A 14181-nucleotide genomic window follows, 5' to 3' on the forward strand; every position below is an offset into this window, starting at 1 on the left:
CTCGGCGGCACCGCTCAAGAGCCGGCCGCGGGATGCGTGCCTAGCCGACCCGGCAGAACACCGCCTTCAGGTAGCGGCTTTCCGGCACGTCGGCGCGCACCGGGTGGTCCGGGCCGGCGCCGCGCACGTCGAGGATCTGGATCTCGCGGCCGGCGTTGAGCGACACCCGGCGCAGCATCTCCAGGAAATCCGCCTCGCTGACCAGGCCGGTGCACGAGCAGGTGAGCAGCAGGCCGCCGGGCGGGATCACGTCCAGCACCATGCGGTTCATCGCGAAGTATTTCTTCAGCGCGTCCATCACCCGGTTGCGGTCGCGGGTGAGCTTCGCCGGGTCGAGGATCACCGCGTCGTAGCGCTCGCCGCGGGCCACCGCCGCGCGCACCCAGTCGAAGATGTCCGCCTGTTCGAAGGCGATGTCCAGCTGGTTCGCTGCTGCGTTGGCGCGGGCGATCTCCAGGATGCCGGCGTCCATGTCCACGCCGATCGCCGACTGCGCGCCGGCGGCCATCGCGTGCACGGCGAAGCCGCCGGCGTTGCAGCACAGGTCGAGCACGCGGCGGCCCTTGGCCAGTTCGGCGAAGCGGTGGCGGTTGTCGCGCTGGTCGGCAAAGAAGCCGGTCTTGTGGCCCAGCCCCGGCGCGGCGTGGAAGGCCAGGCCGTGTTCGTGCACCTGCACCGGCTGCGGCGGCTCGGGGCTGCGGCAGTCGAAGGACTCCTGCTTCTGCACGTGGTTCTCGGCGAACCAGTACAGCCGCGCGCCGGGGAAGTGCGCCAGCAGGGCGGCGTGGATCGCCTCGCGGAATTTCCACATGCCGGCGGCGAAATACTCCACCACCAGGATGTCGGCGTAGCGGTCGACGATCAGGCCGGAGAGCCCGTCGCCCTCGCTGTGCACCACGCGCCAGGCGTCGCTGACGCCATCGAGTTGCAGCCAGTCGCGGCGTAGCTGCACCGCCTCGCCGATGCGGCGGGCGATCCAGTCGGCGTCGATGGCCTCGTCGGGCCGGTTACTCAGCAGGCGCAGCGCGATGCGCGCGTGGCCGTTCCAGAAGCCGCGGCCGACGAAGCGGCCCTTGGCATCGGCCACCTCCACCACGCTGCCCGGCGGCAGCCGACCCTCCGGCTTGTGCACCTGCGCCGACCACACCCACGGATGGCCGGGCGTGCGGTCGGACTTGAGCTGGATCACGGGGAGCGAAGCGGGCGTGGCGGGCGTATTCATCGCCGCATTCTACCGGCTGCGCCCTCCGCCCCGCTGGCTCACTCTGCCTGCATCACCGCCAGTTCGTTGCCGTGGGGGTCGCGGAACTGGAAGCGGCGGCCGCCGGGGAAGCCGAAGATTGGCCGCACCACGATACCTCCGGCCTCGGTGACGGCGGCCAGTGCGGCTTCCAGGTCGTCCACCTGGATCACCGGCAGTGGCGCGGCCGGTGCCTCGCTGGCATCGCCCTGCAGGCCGATGTCGACGTCGCCGGTGGTGGTCGCCGCGTAGGTCGGGCCGAAGTCGGCGAGCGTCCAGCCGAAAGCCCGGGCATAGAAGGCCTTGGACGCCGCGATGTCGGCGGCGGGCAGTTCGATGTAGCAGGGACGTGCCATGAAACCTCTCCGTGGTTCGTGTATGCCGGTTGTCGGGAATCAGCGCAGCTTGAGCACCAGCCAGGACAGCAGCGCCAGCAGGTTGAGGCCGATGCGCGATACGCCCGGCCCGGCCACCGCCAGCACGAAGCCGTGCGAGCCGATGTGATAGTCCAGTCCCAGCCGCATGCCGTCGTGGATCACCGCGAACACGTTGACGAAGCCGCCGGCGTGCAGCGCGTAGCTGAACACCGGGGTGGCGACCAGCGGCAACTGCAGCAGCTGCGCCACGCGCGACAGCGACACGCCGCGCTCGCTGCCTTCCAGCAGCAGCACGCCGGCGATGAGGATGAAGCCGAACAGCGCCAGCCCGATCACCGCCATCAGCGTTTCGTAGGTGGAACCCAGCGGCAGCAGCCGGCGGATCATCGCCACCACGCCGAGGAAGCCGCCGGCCACTTCGAGGATGCCGATCAGGCGGAACAGGAACGAACGCATGCAGTGGCTCCAGAGCGAAAGGCGCGATTATGCGGCTGACAGGCACCGGGTAGGAGCCCACCCTGTGGGCGACAGGCATCACCGCAGGCTGCGGCCCGGTCGCGCACAGGGTGCGCTCCTACGGGGGGAGGCATCATTCCAGATCCTCGGCCAGTTCGTGCAGGTCGGTGACGTGCTGCTCCCACCAGCGCGGTTCGGCCACGAACGGGAACGCCAGCGGAAACGCCGGATCGTGCCAGCGCTGGGCGATCCAGCCGGCGTGGTGGACCTGGCGCATGGCGCGCAGCGCCGGCACCAGCGCCAGCTCGGCCGGGTCGAAGTCGCGCATGGTGGCGTAGCCCTCGAGCAGGGCCTCCATCGCCGCGGCGTCGTTGGCCAGCATCCACAGGTCCTGCACCGCCGGGCCGCTGCGCGCGTCGTCGAGGTCGACGAAGTGCGGCCCGGCGTCGGTCCACAGCACGTTGCCGGGATGGCAGTCGCCGTGCAGGCGCAGCGTGCGCACCGGGCCCACGGCATCCAGCCGATCGGCGACAGCCCGGTCGAGCCGGTCGGTGGCGGTGCGGTAGGCGCCTTCCAGCGACGCCGGCAGCAGCAGCGAGGCCAGCACGGCGGACACCGGCGCGGCAATCATCGTGGCGCGGTCGAGCCGGCCGCGATGGGCGAACGGGGTGCGCGCGCCGACGGTGTGGATGCGCGCGATCAGCCGGCCCAGCCATTCCAGCTGATCGCGCGATTCCAGCGACGGCGCGCGGCCGCCGTGGCGCGGTGACAGCGCGTAGCGGTAGCCGCCGTGGTGCAGCAGGCTGCGGCCGTCGAAGCGCAGCGGCGCGACCACCGGGATCTCCGCGTCCATCAGTTCCTGCGCGAAGGCATGTTCCTCCTCGATCGCCGCGTCGCTCCAGCGGCCGGGCCGGTAGAACTTGGCGATCACCGGCGCGGCATCCTCGATGCCGACCTGCCACACGCGGTTCTCGTAGCTGTTCAGTGCCAGCAGGCGACCATCCGGCCACAGCCCGCAGGCGGCGACCGCATCCAGCACCAGGTCGGGGGTGAGTTGCGCGTAGGGCGCTTCGTTCGACATCGGGGCGGGCGGCTCAGCCCTTGTTCCCGATCACGCGGGCCGGCACCACCGCCATGGTCAGGCGCGAGATGCACACCAGCGAGCCGTCCTCGTTCTCGATGCGGATCTCCCACACCTGGGTGGTGCGGCCGATGTGCAGCGGCCGCGCGGTACCGGTGACCAGGCCGCTGCGCACGCCGCGCACGTGGTTGGCGTTGATGTCCAGGCCCACGGTGAGTTCCTGCGTCGGGTCCAGCGTGAGCATGGCCGCGGTGGAGCCCAGCGTCTCGGCCAGCGCCACCGAGGCGCCGCCGTGCAGCAGGCCGTAGGGCTGGTGGGTGCGCGCGTCCACCGGCATCGTGCCGCGCAGGAAATCCTCGCCGCGCTCGGTGATGCGGATGCCCAGCGCTTCCATCAGCGTGTTCTTCGACCAGCCGTTGATGGTGTCGACGCCGATGTCCTGCTTCCAGATGCTCATGCTTGATACCCGTATGACGAACCCGCATTGTCGGCTGACACCCGCCGCGGCGACAATCGCAGACGTGTTCACCATCACCCTCCAGGCCACCGGTCACCGCTTCGCGGCGCAGCCGGGGGAAACCGTGCTCGAAGCGGCGCAGCGCGCCGGCATCGCGCTGCCGTATTCCTGCCGCTCCGGCGTGTGCGGCAGCTGCAAGGCGATCCTGCTCGAGGGCCAGGTGGACTATCCGCGGCATCCCCCACTGGCCCTGGACGCCGGCGAGCGCGCGCATCGCGCCGTGCTGCTGTGTCAGGCGGTGGCGACCAGCGACCTGCTGATCGCCGCGCGCGAAATCACTTCAGTAGAGGATATCGTCCGCCGCGCGCTGGACGTACGCATCGTCGACAAGCGCCGGCTGGCGCCGGAGGTGATCGGACTGCGGCTGGAACCGGTCCCCGGCGAACGCCCGCTGCGTCACCTGGCCGGCCAGTACCTCGACGTGCTGCTGGACGAAGGCAAGCGTCGCCCGTTCTCCATCGCCAACATGCCCGCGCCCGACGGCAGCCTGGAGCTGCACGTGCGGCACATCGCCGGCGGCGGTTTCACCTCGTGGGTCAGCGACCGGGCAAAGGTGGGCGACACGCTGCGCATCGAGGGCCCGCTCGGCACCTTCGTGCCGCGTGAGGATTCCGAGCGGCCGATGATCTTCATGGCCGGCGGCACCGGCTTCGCGCCGGTCAAGGCGGTGGTCGAGCACTTCCTCGCGCTGGGCACCCGCCGCGCCATCCGCGTCTACTGGGGCGCCCGCCAGCCTGGCGATCTCTATCTGCGCGCGCTCGCCGAGCAATGGCAGTGCGACGCGCACGACCTGGTCTTCATCCCGGTGCTGTCCGAGGCCGGCGACGCCAGCGCACGCACGGGTCTGGTGCACGAAGCCGTGCTCGCCGACCATCCGGACCTCTCCGCCCACGACCTCTACATGAGCGGCCCGCCCGCCATGATCGACAGCGCCCGCCACCGCTTCGTCGACGCCGGCCTGCCGGAAGACCGTCTCTACTACGACTCGTTCGAATACGCGCCAGACGTGCTGGCGCAGATCCTGTCGGGACGGGCGGGGATCCGGGCGCAGGGGTAGCGGCGGGCGTCGACGGCACTGCGATTTGATTGCCCAGAAGCTCAACCAACGCCCGAGGAAGAGATATGGCTTCAGGACGCCCATCGAACGACTCGATGAATGACTCGGGGTGTCGCACTTCGAGTGTTAATTCACCCCGCTCAGCGATGAAGCTGGTCATTGTGTACATGCGGGCGTGAGCCATAGAACCGAAAGTACTCGACTACACGGTCGCCTAGCTGGTCGTAGAGGTCGTCGTCTAGGTACGGGGCGTCATAGTCCCGAAGCCTCTGCAGCGCCGAGCTCGTCTGGGCGACCGTCTCCGCTGAGTAGACTGCCGGATCAAGCAGGTGGTTCGCCAAATAGGCAACGAGGAGGTCGAACCCCTCATCCCAGTTGCAGTTTCCATTACGGACAGCCTCGTCGCGAAGCTTTTCCACTGCTCTGAGCAGCTCGCCCTGCACCGTTTCGGCTTGGCCGCGCCTGGGAACGTACGTCTGCCAGATGTGCTTCGCCTCTTCGAACGTGCTCATAGTTGCTCCATGACGGCCTAACGCAGGAGTTGAGCGGCGGCGGAGCCGTCCGCCTCGAACGAGATGTTAGCCATGAGCGGATGACCTCCTGTAACGGATGTGCTCCGCGCTCGGCGGTGATGGTCGAAGCTGGCAAACAGCTTGCCACATACTTTGCATGGAGTCGCGAGTGAACGCCTCACACGAATAGTGGATATGCGACCCACCGATTTTCCAGTGGTTACCAAACTCAGTCTGATCTCGCTGGTCGAAGTAGAAGAGTGACCAATAATCCTGTGGTGGCAGGTACAAGAGATGTGCAGCAAACATGCGACGATCATTGATTGCCTGGAACATTTTGTTTACGGCTGTCTTTGCTTTTCCGGTGAACAACCCTACGCCGTGATGGGATAGCGCAGACAACTGCTCGGATGATGGTATGACGTGTTCGGGCGTGTAATCGGAGAAGTGGCAAGCGTACCGGTATGGCTGAAGAAGCCCATTTCTGCCTGCAATGATGAAATCGAAGAGGTCTTGACTCTCAATCACGAGGTCTTTGCATATTTTCTGCGCCGATCTTTTGTCTGGCGCATTGAGTAGATTCAAAAGGCCATCGAAACCGGGGGTTGTAGAGTCATCTTGCATATTGGCCAACGCTGGAATTAAGCGGCGGCGGAGCCGTCCGCTTGGATGAGTAAAAAGAGACTTCCTCCCCTTTCGGCCTCGAGGGCCATGATGGTGTTGCGACACAACCGTCAGCAGAGGAGGAAGTCTCCATGGGCACTATAACTCTGGGTGTGGACCTGGCGAAGCGGGTGTTTTCGGTGTGCGAGGTGGACTCGGCCGGACATGTGCTGCGGCGGCAGGAGTTGAAGCGCGACGCCTTTGCCGCGTGGCTCGGCCAGCAGCCGGCCGGCACCGTGGTGGCGATGGAGGCGTGCAGCGGGGCGCATCACTGGGCCCGGCACTGCCTGGTGCTGGGCTTGCAGCCGAAGATCATCGCCGCCCAGTTCGTCGGCCCGTTCCGCAAGAGCCGCACGACCAAGAACGACCGCAACGACGCCGAGGCGATCGCCACCGCCGCCCGGCAGGGCAACATGCGCTTCGTGCCGGTGAAGTCGGTGGAGCAGCAGGCTCGGCTGGCTTGGCACCGGGTGCGCGAGGGCTACAAGGCCGAGGGCCTGGCCATCGGCAACCGGCTGCGTGGCCTGCTGGCCGAGTTCGGCATCGTGGTGGCCAACAGCGACGTGGCGTTACGCCGGGTGCTGGCCGACCTGGAGGCCTACGAACTGCCCGGTGAGTTCCGCGAGCTGCTGCGCGACCTGGCCGCCCACTGGGCGCAGGTGCGCGAGCGCATCGAGGCATGTGATGCCCGTATCGACGCCCACGCGCGAGACGATACGCGCTGCATGCGGCTGCGCTCGATCGTCGGCATCGGGCCGATCACCGCCGACGCGGTGGTGGCGACGCTGGGCGCCGCGACCGACTTCCGCAACGGTCGGCAGCTGGCCGCCTGGCTGGGTCTGGTGCCGATGCAGCACTCCACGGGCGGGCGGGCGCGTCTGGGCACGATCAGCTGCCGTGGCGATGCCTATCTGCGCACGCTGCTGATCCAGGGCGCGCGCAGCAGCCTGCAGCGGGCCAAGGCGGTGGCGACGGAGCAGGCCACGCCGGAGCAACTGTGGATACGCACGCTGGATCGACGACTGCCATTCGGCAAGGTGCTGGTGGCGATCGCCAACAAGCATGCGCGGCAGATGTGGGCGATGCTGACCCGGGACGTCGACTACGATCCGCACGCCTGCCTGCAGCATCCGAGGCATCGGCAAGCAAGCGCAGCCGAGGCCGCTTGAGAGATTCGATTCACTGTCCGTGCGACGCGGTAGACAACGGGTCAGACCGACCCGGCGAGAACCTGACTAACCATTTGGACGTCCATCCCGCGTCGCGGCTGATCCCCGCACGCCGGACAGTCCGATGAATGAATGAGGTCGCCGGGTGCGGTTTATACCCTGGTCCGGGTCGGCAGCATCGACCCCACAAGACCGTTTACGGAAATGCAGTCTGGCATCCGTTGAGGTCGCATCGCATCGACACGCAACACGCACCATCGGAGGACAACATGATGATTGGCAGTGGCCCGAACGCCTGGGGCAAAAGCGTCATGCACCCGGGGTTGATCGGAAGTCTCTTACGGACTGGTTAGAGGCTACCCACAGCTGCCGGCAGTTTCCATGCCCGCACTGATGCACATCTTCTTGCCTTTGCGGATAAAAATATATGTGTCCGAACAGAGGCCATTCGCAGAACGCAACGTTTTTAGCTCGGAAGGAGACAGCAACTTCGCAGCGTTTGCACGGACCATTCGGGAGTCGGTGCACTGGATGGCGATGGCCGCAGCGCCAAAAAGTCCAAGAGTCCCGAACACAGCAAAAATGGCCATTACTGCGCCGATTTGCATCCCTTTCATTTCACATCCCTTCCTTCAAGTGGCACGTGATCATCTCCGGAGCCTTGGTGTCGCTGACCGCGAGCCTTACCTCTAACGCTTAGTAGACTCCATGTCGGGGTATATGCATCGATGCCCCCTTGCAGCATCATGCGGCGTCAAGCCAGAAATTTTCCGCTACATCAATTATCTGTGATGTGGCCTGCGGTGAAATCCGCCGATCTTCAGCGATCGCATATAGCACTTTTCGGGTTGATATCCGATATCGCTCGGATCCGGGGTAATAACGCGTACGGTCGGCACGATGCGAGCCGCGCGCAAAAAAGACCCACCTTGGCTCTCATAGCCTCGGCGGGTTTCTCGTTCTTGCCGGCATCGCGCCGAGTCGGATGTCTCGATGCTTTGCAGGTCTGGGGATTACTTCCCCTTCACCACCGGCAACTGCGCCTGCGTCCACGCACCCATGCCGCCGCCGAGGTAGAAGACCTTCTGGAAGCCGGCCTTGACCAGGCGCTGGGCGGCGCCCTGGGCGGTCTGGCCGGAGCGGCAGATAACGACCACCGGCAGGTCTTTGGCCTTGGCCAGGTCCTTGCTCTCCGGGTCGAACTGGCTCATCAGCACATGCTTCGCGCCGGGGATGTGGCCCTTCTCGAAGCTGTCGCGCGGGGAGATGTCCACCAGCAGCGGGTTCTCGCGGTTCATCAGCAGGGTGAGGCCGGCCGGCGTCAGTTCCTTGAACTTGCGCAGCAGGGTCATCAGCTGGGTGACGATCAGCGCCAGCAGCAGGACGACGAACAGCGCCGAAAGCGCGAGATGGTTGCCCACGAAGGCGGGCAGCTTGTGCAGGAAATCGTTCATCGGGACTCGATTGGTGCGACCGCTCGGGTCGCCTGGGCATGCGGAAAGGAACGCGATTATAGGGGCAAGCGGTGGCGCCGCCCCTGCGGCATCACTGCGCGGGTTCCAGGTCGGGCAGGCCGGTGGTCAGCCACCAGTGCTTGGCCTGCGGGTCGTACTTCCAGGTCTGGCGGTCGACCAGGGTGCGTTCGACCTGGGTGTGCACGTTGACGATGCCGATGTGCACCACCTGCTTGACCTCGTTCTCGCCGGTGGCGACCGGACCCGAACCGTCGTCGTAGTCGCTGACCCGGTACTGGGTGAACCGGGACAGCTCGATCGGGGTGAGCGGGTGCTCGTTGCGGATCGCCGGGTCGACGAACTGCTCGGCGTTGGCCAGGTTGCCCCAGCGGACGGTGCTGGCGTAGGCGTTGAGGGTGGCGGTCAGCGTCTGGTTGCGCTGGTCGGTGGCGCAGCCGGCGACCAGCAGCAGGGCGGCGGCGGCGGTGATGCGGGCGATACGACGCATGGCGCGTTCTCTTCGCGGGAAGGGCGTCGGCCATTGTGCCGGATGACGCCGTGCGGGCAAGCCCGCCACCGGCTCAGGAACTTGCGCGGCGTTTGGCGACGAAGCGCGCGGCCAGCGTGGCGGCGGGCTTGCCGTCCTCGCCGGGGACGGCGCAGCTCACCTCGATGCGGGCGCGCCCCCGAGCGGCCAGGGTGGCGAAGAAGGTGGTCCAGTCCGACTCCGGCGCCAGCACGGCATCGGCGCGGAAATCCGTCCACACCGGCGCCAGATAACGCACGGTGGACTCGCCGACGAACACGTCGCAGTCCTCGCCACGCTCGCGCAGCGCCAGCTCCACCAGGGCCCAGCCGGCCAGCGTCATCAGGCTGACCAGGCTGCCGCCGAAGGCGCAGCCCTTGTCGTTGACGTTGGGCGCCAGTGGCACGGCGAGGCTGAGGCGATCCGGGGTGTGGGTGTCCAGATGCAGGTCCATCGCGCGGGCCAGCGGGATCTCGTCGCGGATGAATCGCACCAGCGCATCGGCGGTAGCGTCGCGGGCGCCGGAGGGCGCGGGGGAGGAAGTCGACATCGATATCTCGTGGTGCAGGGGGACAGCAGCCCGGCGCGCCGGGCGGGGCGGGCCAGTGTAAGCGGCGGCAACGCTAGACTGCGACCCTGCCGCGCATCGTCGCCGACGTCCCCGAACGCGAGGAATCCATCGCCATGTCCTCATCGCCTGTTCCGTTGCTGCATGGCCGCGCGGTGGTCATCACCCGTCCGGCCGGCACCGGCGCCAGCCTGGCGCGACGGGTGCGCGCGCTGGGCGGCCGGCCGCTGCTGCTGCCGGGACTGTCGCTGCATGCGATCGGCGACGGGGCGACGCGGGCGGCGCTGCTCCGGGCGCTGCGGGCGGAGGTGGTGGTCTTCACCAGTCCGGCCGCGGTGCGCTACGCGGCGGCGCTGGCTCCGATTCCGGCCGGCTGCGTGGCGGTCGGTGTGGGCCAGGGCACCGCGCGCGCCCTGCGCCGGGCGGGCATCGCGGCGCCGCTCGCACCGGCCCGGCAGGACAGCGAGGGCGTGCTGGCGCTGCCGGCGCTGCAGTCGCTGACCGGCCGGCCCGTGGCGCTGGTCGGCGCGGCCGGCGGTCGCGGCCTGCTGCGCGAAACGCTGGTCGCGCGCGGTGCGCGGCTGGACGAGGTGCACGTCTATACGCGCGCCGCGCCGCGGCTGGACCGCCGCCACATCGCGGCCGTGCGCGCCCTGCCGGCCGACGCACGGGTGCTGCTGTCCAGTGCCGAGGCGTTGCACAACCTCGCCCGTTCGCTGCCACCGGAGGCCTGGGCGGTCCTGAAGCGGGCGGTGGTCGTGGTCAGCAGCGAGCGGCTGGCCGAGGCCGCCCGCATCGCCGGATTTTCCCGCATGGCGCTGGCCCGCTCGGCCGGCGCCACCGACCTGCTGGCGGCCGCCGGCGGTGACTTCACGCTGCCTTGATGCGGCCCGGCGTGCCGCCGCTGCTAGCATGCGCGCATGAACAACGATGCCGCTCCGAACGAGACCGCCAAGGTCGCCCCCGCTTCCTCGCGCCCCGTCGCGCCGCGTCCGTCCGAGCCGAAGGGCGGCGGCAGCGCGCTTGCCCTGGCCCTCCTGCTCGCCTTGCTGGCCATCGCCGGCACGGCCTACGTCGGCTGGCAGCAGTGGCAGCGGGCCCGCGGCGATGCCGCTGCCGCCGGTACCGTGGCCCAGCTCGATACCCGCGTCGCCACGCTGGAAACCAGCCTGAAGGCGCTGGATGACGATCGCCGCTCGCTCAGCGCGCGGCTGCGCGACGCCGACGACGTGAACCGCGGTCTGCGCGAGGAGGTGCTCGGCCAGAACGAGCGCCTGCGCAACCTCGAGGACGCGGTGGCCAAGCTGTCGGAAAAGAGCCTGTCCAGCCACGACGCGATGCTGCTGGACGAAGCCGAGTCGCTGCTGCGCATGGGCAAGGAACGCTACGAACTGTTCCACGACGCCGCGGGTGCGGCCGCCGCCTACGGCCTGGCCGACCAGGCGCTGTCCGGCGTGGACGACAGTGCTTTCTACGGCCTGCGCCAGAGCGTGGCCGCCGAGCGCGAGGCGCTCGATCGTGCCGCCGCCAGCCACGACAGCGCCGCGCTGGCCAGGCTGCAGCAGTTGCGCGGCCAGATCGGCGGCCTGCCGCTGCGTCCGCTGGACGCCCCGGCCTCGTCGTCCAGCAGTGGCGCGTGGGCGCGGATCGGGCAGGCATTGTCCAGCGTGGTGCGGATCGGTCGCGACAACGGCGCGCCGATGGCCGTGGCCGACGCGCGTCTCTCGCGTGAACTGGTGGCGCTGGACCTGGCCCAGGCCGAGGCCGCGCTGCTCGCGCACGATGGCACGGCCTATCGCGCCGCCCTGCAGCGGGCCGACACCGGCCTGGCCGGCCAGTTCGACGCCGCCGATGCGACGGTGAAGGCGGCGCGCGACACGTTGGCCGGCCTCATCAAGGACGCCGCGCCCGGCACGCCGGTGGAACTGGGCGAGGCGCTCACGGAGCTGCGCAACCTGCGCGCGGTGCACGCGCTCAAGCCGTCGGCTGGCGCTACCCCGGTCAAGCCCGCTGCGAACGGAGCACGCCCGTGAAGCTGTGGCGCTGGATTCTCCTGCTGGTGCTGATCGCCGCACTGGCGGCGTTCGGCTGGCACTGGGTCGCCGAAGACCCCGGCTACGTGCTGGTGCGCATCCGCGGCTGGTATGCCGAAACCACGGTGCTGGCGGCGGTCGTCATCCTGCTGCTGCTGTGGGCCGTGCTGGGCGCGTTGTGGCAGCTCGTGCGCTGGCCGCTGGGCGCGTTCACCCGCCGGCATCGCCGGGTCAGTCGGCGCCGGTTGGCCGATGGCCTGGTGGCACTGGCCGAGGGTCGCCACGGCGACGCCGAGCGCGACCTGGCCCGCGCCTCGCGGCTGGATGCGCTGCGCGGCCCGGCGCTGCTCGCCGCCGCCGAAGCCGCCGCCCGCCGCGGCGAGACCACGCGGGCCCGCGAATTCCTCGACCAGGCCGCGCAGGACGTACCGCCGGCCGCGCGCGTGCTGCGCGCCTCGCTGCTGCGCCGCGAGGGCAAGCCGGCCGAGGCCGTCGCCTTGCTGGCGCCGGAAGCCGACAACGGCAAGCTGACTCCCGGCGGCTGGCGCGAACTGGCGCTGGCTGCACTGGCGGCCGGCGACAGCCGCCGCGCGCGTGCCGCGCTGGCCCCGCTGCAGAAGAGTTCGGCGCTCGGCACCCGCAGCTACCAGGCGCTGGAGACCCAGGTGCTGGTGGCCAGCGTGGCCGCCGCGCCGGATGCGGCCGCGCTCAACCAGCTGTGGTCGCAACTGCCGAAGAACCAGCGACGGACGCCGGCGGTGATCGAGGCCTATGCCCGCCGCGCCGCGGCGCTGGGCATGATCCTGCCGGCGATGGACGAACTGGACTCGGCGCTGCGCCGCGAGTGGTCGTCTTCGCTGGTGCAGGTGTGGGGTGCACTGGGCGACGAGGATCTGGAAGCCCGCCTGCGCCGCGCCGAAGGCTGGCTGGACGCGCATCCCAACGACGCCGGTCTGCTGCTGGCGATGGGCCGGCTGTGCGTGAAGCTCAAGCTGTGGGGCCAGGCTCGCAAGCACTTGGAGCGTTCCATCGCGCTCGCCCCCAGTGCCGGCGCATGGGAAGCGCTGGCCGAGATGTGGACCGGCCAGGGCGACGCGGTGATGGCGCAGCGCTGCTACCGCAACGCACTGGCGCTGACCCGCGGCGACTCGGTGCTGAACGTGCCGACGGCATCGCTGGGCGCGATCGACACCCGCCCGATCGCCATCGAGGACCGCAACGAGCACGGCATGCCGCGCCTGCGCGAATAGCGCAGGCGCTTCGCGACCGGATCCGCTAGAGCACCACGCCGAGACTGGCCAGCCGGGGATCGGCCATGCGCCAGTGCGGCCAGTAGCCCAATTGCACGCACTGGCGGATGTAGTGTCCGAGTCGACGCTTCTCGTCATCGGACGCCGGCGGCGTCCAGCCCCGTCCGTGCACGCGGTTTTCGACGCGTTGGCAGTCCGGTCCGTCGACCGTTGCCGGTGGTGCGGAGACCAGCAACGACACGGGTCGGGGCACGTCGGCGGTCTGCTCGCTGACCTGCTGAGGGGGCGGCGTCAAGATCGACGCTATCTGTGACGAATGACTGCCCACCAGATCGAGCAGCATGCGCAGCGCAAAGAACACGGCGATTCCGAACGCCCATCCGGGGAAGCCCCGGCGAGCGCGTTGCCGAGGCTGTGCGCGACGATAGGCCGCCGGCGACGCCGGCGCAGCACTGGCCCGCTCCTCGGCCAGTCCCCGTTGAAGTTCCGGCAACGCGGCGAATGCCTGTTGCCACGCCTCCAGCATCGGCCGGCCCGCGCGCAGTGGAATCAGGTTGGGGAACAGGCGCAGTGCCTGCAGGACAAACGGCCACTGCGCCGCCATGTCGGGATCCGGCGGCGTGCGGTCACCGCGCATCAGGCGTTCGAACCAGCCGGCGCCGTGGCACGGTGCGGTGGCCTGCTCCCAATGGCGCTGCTCGTGCATCACCTGCTGCAGCCACTGGCCGCGCGGGCCGAGCTGGGCCAGCCGGGTCACGTCCATCCAGTCGAAGACCTCGCGTGCCGCGTTGAACACCTCCAGCGGTGCATCCAGCGCGCCGGAGGCGAGAGCATCGATCAGCAGGCACTCGAAGATGGCCGGAAGCTGCAGGTGGCCCTGGCGGACCCCGGCAAGCACGTCGGTCAGCGCGGCGGTCGGCGGGGTGCCGGATGACAAGGCCTGCCGCAGCCTTGCCAGGGCTTGCCGGGCCTCGGTGACGACCGGGTTCTCCAGCGGTGCGGCGGATGCGCCGGACGCGGGTGTGCTCGTCGGTGGGTGGGACGGCGTGGCGGGTGCTGCCACGGGCTCCCCGTCGAGCGCTAGCAGCGCCGCCTCGTAGGCCTGGCGCAGGCGCGTGAAGCCCTCGATGTCGGTGGCGGTATCGAGCCGCTTGAGCTGCCTGGCATAGGCCTGCTTGATCGCGCGCGAGTCGGCGCCGGCGGGCAGGTCGAGGTGCTGGAGATACCAGGGGACGTCCATGTGCTCGTCTGGCTTGCGAAGGTGATGCGAGGCTAGCG

16 protein-coding genes are annotated in these 14181 nt (G+C 69.1%); 5 read left to right on the top strand and 11 right to left on the bottom strand.

Annotation, left to right across the window (positions count from 1 at the left end; genetic code table 11):
- Positions 1-40: 40 nt before the first annotated feature.
- From ATSB10_RS16335 to ATSB10_RS16355, 5 genes are all read right to left on the bottom strand, one after another.
- Positions 41-1222, bottom strand: a complete 1182-nt coding sequence (locus ATSB10_RS16335; RefSeq protein ID WP_063673791.1) for a class I SAM-dependent rRNA methyltransferase — start codon at positions 1220-1222, stop codon at positions 41-43.
- Positions 1223-1260: 38 nt separating this feature from the next.
- On the bottom strand, positions 1261-1596 hold the full coding sequence (locus ATSB10_RS16340; protein WP_063673792.1) for a VOC family protein: 336 nt from the start codon (positions 1594-1596) through the stop codon (positions 1261-1263).
- Between the two features lie 39 nt (positions 1597-1635).
- Positions 1636-2073: a hypothetical protein gene (locus tag ATSB10_RS16345; protein ID WP_063673793.1), complete on the bottom strand. Its 438-nt coding sequence runs from the start codon at positions 2071-2073 to the stop codon at positions 1636-1638.
- Between the two features lie 133 nt (positions 2074-2206).
- Positions 2207-3154: a serine/threonine protein kinase gene (locus ATSB10_RS16350; RefSeq protein ID WP_063673794.1), complete on the bottom strand. Its 948-nt coding sequence runs from the start codon at positions 3152-3154 to the stop codon at positions 2207-2209.
- 13 nt (positions 3155-3167) lie between these two features.
- A complete protein-coding gene (locus ATSB10_RS16355; RefSeq protein WP_063673795.1) occupies positions 3168-3611 on the bottom strand; it encodes a hotdog fold thioesterase in 444 nt (147 codons plus the stop codon).
- A gap of 64 nt (positions 3612-3675) precedes the next feature.
- Here ATSB10_RS16355 and ATSB10_RS16360 point away from each other — a divergent pair, with 64 nt between their 5' ends.
- On the top strand, positions 3676-4728 hold the full coding sequence (locus ATSB10_RS16360; protein WP_083966352.1) for a 2Fe-2S iron-sulfur cluster-binding protein: 1053 nt from the start codon (positions 3676-3678) through the stop codon (positions 4726-4728).
- A 140-nt stretch (positions 4729-4868) separates the two neighbouring features.
- Here the strand turns inward: ATSB10_RS16360 and ATSB10_RS16365 are convergent, their stop codons facing one another.
- Positions 4869-5240, bottom strand: a complete 372-nt coding sequence (locus ATSB10_RS16365; RefSeq protein WP_063673797.1) for a hypothetical protein — start codon at positions 5238-5240, stop codon at positions 4869-4871.
- 755 nt (positions 5241-5995) lie between these two features.
- Between ATSB10_RS16365 and ATSB10_RS16370 the strand changes: the two genes are divergently transcribed.
- Positions 5996-7072: an IS110 family RNA-guided transposase gene (locus ATSB10_RS16370; protein ID WP_063673798.1), complete on the top strand. Its 1077-nt coding sequence runs from the start codon at positions 5996-5998 to the stop codon at positions 7070-7072.
- A 356-nt stretch (positions 7073-7428) separates the two neighbouring features.
- Here the strand turns inward: ATSB10_RS16370 and ATSB10_RS19485 are convergent, their stop codons facing one another.
- The 4 genes from ATSB10_RS19485 to ATSB10_RS16385 form a co-directional block, all read right to left on the bottom strand.
- A complete protein-coding gene (locus tag ATSB10_RS19485; protein ID WP_157469329.1) occupies positions 7429-7689 on the bottom strand; it encodes a hypothetical protein in 261 nt (86 codons plus the stop codon).
- A gap of 396 nt (positions 7690-8085) precedes the next feature.
- Positions 8086-8526, bottom strand: coding sequence for a rhodanese-like domain-containing protein (locus tag ATSB10_RS16375; protein WP_063673799.1), 441 nt, complete (start codon positions 8524-8526; stop codon positions 8086-8088).
- Between the two features lie 91 nt (positions 8527-8617).
- Positions 8618-9034 carry a hypothetical protein gene (locus ATSB10_RS16380; protein ID WP_063673800.1) on the bottom strand — a complete coding sequence of 139 codons (417 nt, stop codon included), beginning with the start codon at positions 9032-9034 and terminating at the stop codon, positions 8618-8620.
- Between the two features lie 73 nt (positions 9035-9107).
- Positions 9108-9602, bottom strand: coding sequence for a YiiD C-terminal domain-containing protein (locus ATSB10_RS16385; RefSeq protein ID WP_063673801.1), 495 nt, complete (start codon positions 9600-9602; stop codon positions 9108-9110).
- Positions 9603-9736: 134 nt separating this feature from the next.
- On the opposite strand from ATSB10_RS16385, the gene ATSB10_RS16390 reads away from it, so the two are divergent.
- From ATSB10_RS16390 to ATSB10_RS16400, 3 genes are read left to right on the top strand one after another with little or no spacing between them, the layout of a single operon-like run.
- Positions 9737-10504 carry a uroporphyrinogen-III synthase gene (locus ATSB10_RS16390; RefSeq protein ID WP_063673802.1) on the top strand — a complete coding sequence of 256 codons (768 nt, stop codon included), beginning with the start codon at positions 9737-9739 and terminating at the stop codon, positions 10502-10504.
- 36 nt (positions 10505-10540) lie between these two features.
- The gene (locus ATSB10_RS16395) at positions 10541-11653 is read left to right on the top strand and encodes a uroporphyrinogen-III C-methyltransferase (protein ID WP_063673803.1); all 1113 of its coding nucleotides are present in this window, start codon (positions 10541-10543) and stop codon (positions 11651-11653) included.
- A complete protein-coding gene (locus ATSB10_RS16400) occupies positions 11650-12903 on the top strand; it encodes a heme biosynthesis HemY N-terminal domain-containing protein (RefSeq protein ID WP_063673804.1) in 1254 nt (417 codons plus the stop codon). The genes ATSB10_RS16395 and ATSB10_RS16400 overlap by 4 nt, the downstream gene beginning before the upstream one ends.
- Before the next feature lie 25 nt (positions 12904-12928).
- On the opposite strand, the gene ATSB10_RS16405 is transcribed toward ATSB10_RS16400, so the two are convergent.
- On the bottom strand, positions 12929-14143 hold the full coding sequence (locus ATSB10_RS16405; protein WP_063673805.1) for a hypothetical protein: 1215 nt from the start codon (positions 14141-14143) through the stop codon (positions 12929-12931).
- Between the last annotated feature and the right edge of the window lie 38 nt (positions 14144-14181).

It is taken from the genome of Dyella thiooxydans, assembly GCF_001641285.1.
In the GTDB taxonomy this organism is placed as follows: Bacteria; Pseudomonadota; Gammaproteobacteria; order Xanthomonadales; family Rhodanobacteraceae; genus Dyella_A; species Dyella_A thiooxydans.